This window comes from Stutzerimonas stutzeri SDM-LAC, assembly GCF_000235745.1.
Taxonomy (GTDB): domain Bacteria; phylum Pseudomonadota; class Gammaproteobacteria; order Pseudomonadales; family Pseudomonadaceae; genus Stutzerimonas; species Stutzerimonas stutzeri_H.
On sequence record NZ_AGSX01000102.1, the window covers coordinates 1 to 3,423 of the forward strand.

Consider the following 3,423-nt stretch of genomic DNA (forward strand, 5'->3'; position numbering starts at 1 on the left):
TGCCTACATCAACGGCATCACCCGGCTCAACGAATTCATCGGCCGCTGGGTGGCCTATCTGATCTTTCTGATCTTCGCGCTGCTGCTGCTCGAAGTGTTCATGCGCTATCTGTTCTCGAGCCCGACCTCCTGGACCAACGAACTCGGACAAATGCTGTTCGGCGCTTATGTAGTGCTATCCGGCGGCTACGTAATGGCGCACCGCGACCACGTCAACGTGGATCTGCTGTATGCCTCGTTCGGCCCACGCACCCGCGCCTGGGTCGACATCTTCACCTCCAGCATGTTTTTCCTTTTCATGGCCGCGCTGCTCTACTTCGGCAGCTCAATGGCCTGGGAATCGATTCAAGGCATGGAAACCTCCTATTCGGCCTGGAACCCGCCGATCTGGCCGATCAAGGCGATGATTCCGCTCGGCACCTTGCTGTTGTTGTTGCAGGGCATTGCCAAGCTGCTGCAGGACATCCTCATTGCGCTGGGCCGTGAATCGGTCAGCGATACCCGCCACGCGGGGGATGCGCCATGAGCATCGAAATCACCACGTTGCTGTTCTTCCTGACGCTGGTCTTCTTTCTTGTACTCGGACTGCCGCTGGCCTTCGTGCTGGGCGGTGTCTCGGTGCTGTTTCTGTATTTCACTTGGGGCGTCGATGCTTTCTATATGGTGGCCTCACAGATGTGGGGCACCATGGAAAGCTTCACCCTGGTGGCCATTCCGCTGTTCGTATTCATGGCCATGCTGCTGGAACGGACGGGCGTGGCGCGCGACCTTTATCGCATGATGCACCTCTGGTGCGGCGGGATGCGTGGCGGGCTGGCGATCGGCACGCTGGGCATCTGCGCGGTATTTGGTGCCATGGTTGGGATCAGCGGCGCTGCGGTGGTGGCGATGGGCACCATTGCCCTGCCGGCGATGCTCGAACGCGGCTACGACAAGCGCATGGTGCTGGGCTGCATCAACACAGGCGGGGGCTGGGGCATCCTAATCCCGCCGAGCATCATGATGATCCTCTACGCCATGATCAGCGGGCAATCGGTCGGCAAGATGTTCGCGGCAGGCGTGTTGCCCGGGCTGCTGCTGGTAGCGCTGACCGTCACCTACGTACTGGTGCGCTCGTACCTGCAGCCACACCTGGCGCCAGCTCTGCCGAAGGAAGAGCGCGGCACCTGGCCTGAAAAGTTGCGGGCGGTACGAGCCGTGCTGTTGCCGATCGGCATTGTCGTGATGGTGCTCGGTTCGATTATCGGCGGCCTCACCACGCCGACCGAGGCCGCCGCCATGGGCGTATTTGGCGCGCTGATTTCCGCCGCGGTGTACCGCAAGCTGAACTGGCCGATCCTGCAGGAAGCGGCCATCCGCACCTTCAAGCTCACCGGCATGATTGCCTGGATTCTGTTCGCGGCCCACGCGTTCAGCTCGGCCTATCAGGGCATGGGCGCGCAGTCGCTGATCGAAGGGTTGATGATGGATCTGCCGGGCGGCCGCTGGGCGATCGTCATATTCATGATGGCCATCGTCTTTGTCATGGGCATGTTGCTCGATCCGGTCGGCATCATGCTGATCACGTTGCCGGTGTTCCTGCCGATCGTTGCTTCGCTCGGCTTCGATCCGATTTGGTTCGGCGTGCTGTTCGTGATCAACATGGAGATCGGCTACATGACGCCGCCGTTCGGGTTCAACCTGTTCTATCTGAAAGGCATCGTCCCGCCCGGCATCACCATGAAGGACATCTACTGGTCGGTCATTCCCTTCGTGATCGTCAATATCATTGGCATGGGCCTGATCATGGTGTTCCCCCAGATCGCGACCTACCTGCCGAACACGCTGTTCTGATACAGGGCCCGCTGAAAATGAAAAGCCGGAGCAAATGCTCCGGCTTTTCATGCGCGTCTATCAGATGATGTTGGCGTAATCCGCCTCGATCCGATCCAGGCTCAGATGGTTGAGGAAGTTGGAAAAGCACATCCAGGCCGAGAGCGCGTTCAAGTCCTGGAATTGCTGCGGCAGGTACTTGGGCGGCACGACCATGCCTTCATCCACCAGTTGCCGCAGGGTGCGCATGTCTTCCAGCGTGGTCTTGCCGCAGAACAGCAACGGGATCTGCTCCAGCCGACCCTTTCGCACCGCGAGCTGAATGTAGTTGTAGATCATGATGAAACCCTTCAGATAGGACAGATCCTTGGTGAAGGGCAATCCATTCGGGAGCGAGCCGCGAAAAACCCGGCTGGCGTTGCTGTAGCACTCGTCCTCGCTGTAACCCTGATCACGGAAGAAGGCGAACACATCGAGAAAATCCGCGCCCTCCTCGGCCATGTGAATGGCGCGAGTGCGGTTGGTGAGCTTGCGCAGGCGGGTCGGATACGACGCGAAGGCGATGACTTCCATCAGTATCGCCAGACCTTCCTGAGTCACGGTGGACGACGGCGGCCCTTTGGCGAGAAAAGTGCAGATCGGCTGGTTCTGGCCGTTGAGCGTGGTACCGACATGCACCAGCCCTTCGTGAACCTCCAGCGCACGCACATCGCGCTCATTGAACATCGCATCGCTGCGAATCTTGATGTAGTCGGCGCCAGCGGCCGCATCGGCGAGGATGCCATCGGATTCGAACACGCGGATGACGCCCTCGCCCTCGCCGAACACCAGGTCCAGTCGCCGCTGCAGCATGTCCACCGCCTGCGGCGCGCTGAGGGTTTTCGCTTCGTCCTTGAGATCGCCTCGGTCGGCGATATTGTTGAGGTAGTCGGAGAGCATCAGACCGAGGTCGGCCAGCGTCGGGTCGCCGGCATGGAAAGCATCCGAGGCGGCGCCGTAGAGCTCTTGGGAGATCAGCCCGAAATCAGCGGTGCCGCGTGCTTCGAGCATGCGGATCACCATGCGGTATTCCTTGCACATGCGCCGCATGATCTGCCCGACCGGGTTGAACTGCCCCAGCTGTCGAGTGATATCACGCTCGATGTTCTGGAACTCTTCCTTCTTGGCGCTGGAGTCGAAGGCCAGCGGGCGACCTTCATAATAGGCGCGATCGATCTTCGGTAATTCATGACCGCCGGCAGCGAAGAAGCCCTGACGAACGTTGTCGTCCCATTTCACCGCATCGAGCACCCGCACCGGCGTTTGTGCCTCGACGATGCGATCGGATAACGCACGAACGGTGCTCTGGTACTCATCGAGATTGTTACGGGTATTCATCCGTACCTCGTCAGTGATGATCCGTAGCCTTGGGCTTATACATCAGCGGACCTTGGCGAACCGTGCACGGTTCGCCAACCAGGCCAATAGCGGGCCGCGAGATGGAGGTGCGAGCCATGGCGGGTTTCCGCCCTACCAAAGCACTACCTCCAACATCGGCACCTTCGAAGAATTCTGTAGGGCGGGTGAACCCCGCCGCTGAAACCACATACGTCGTCAAGGATACGTGCGGCC

The 3,423-nt window shown here is 60.0% G+C and carries 3 protein-coding genes; 2 read left to right on the forward strand and 1 reads right to left on the reverse strand.

The annotated features are described in order from the left end of the window. Both PSTU_RS0110660 and PSTU_RS0110665 read left to right on the forward strand, forming a co-directional pair. On the forward strand, positions 1 to 526 hold a 526-nt coding region (locus PSTU_RS0110660), incomplete at its 5' end, for a TRAP transporter small permease subunit (RefSeq protein ID WP_019341014.1). Then, positions 523 to 1,833, forward strand: coding sequence for a TRAP transporter large permease (locus PSTU_RS0110665; RefSeq protein WP_019341015.1), 1,311 nt, complete (start codon positions 523 to 525; stop codon positions 1,831 to 1,833). The genes PSTU_RS0110660 and PSTU_RS0110665, both read left to right, overlap by 4 nt. Before the next feature lie 60 nt (positions 1,834 to 1,893). Here PSTU_RS0110665 and PSTU_RS0110670 read toward each other — a convergent pair whose 3' ends face one another. Continuing rightward, entirely contained in the window at positions 1,894 to 3,189 is a 1,296-nt protein-coding gene (locus PSTU_RS0110670) for a flavohemoglobin expression-modulating QEGLA motif protein (RefSeq protein ID WP_019341016.1), read from the reverse strand. Between the last annotated feature and the right edge of the window lie 234 nt (positions 3,190 to 3,423).

Excerpts from the sequence above, each read along its gene's own strand:
- PSTU_RS0110665 (WP_019341015.1), top strand. The coding sequence starts at position 523 with ATGAGCATCGAAATCACCACGTTGCTGTTCTTCCTGACGCTGGTCTTC.
- PSTU_RS0110670 (WP_019341016.1), bottom strand. The coding sequence starts at position 3,189 with ATGAATACCCGTAACAATCTCGATGAGTACCAGAGCACCGTTCGTGCG.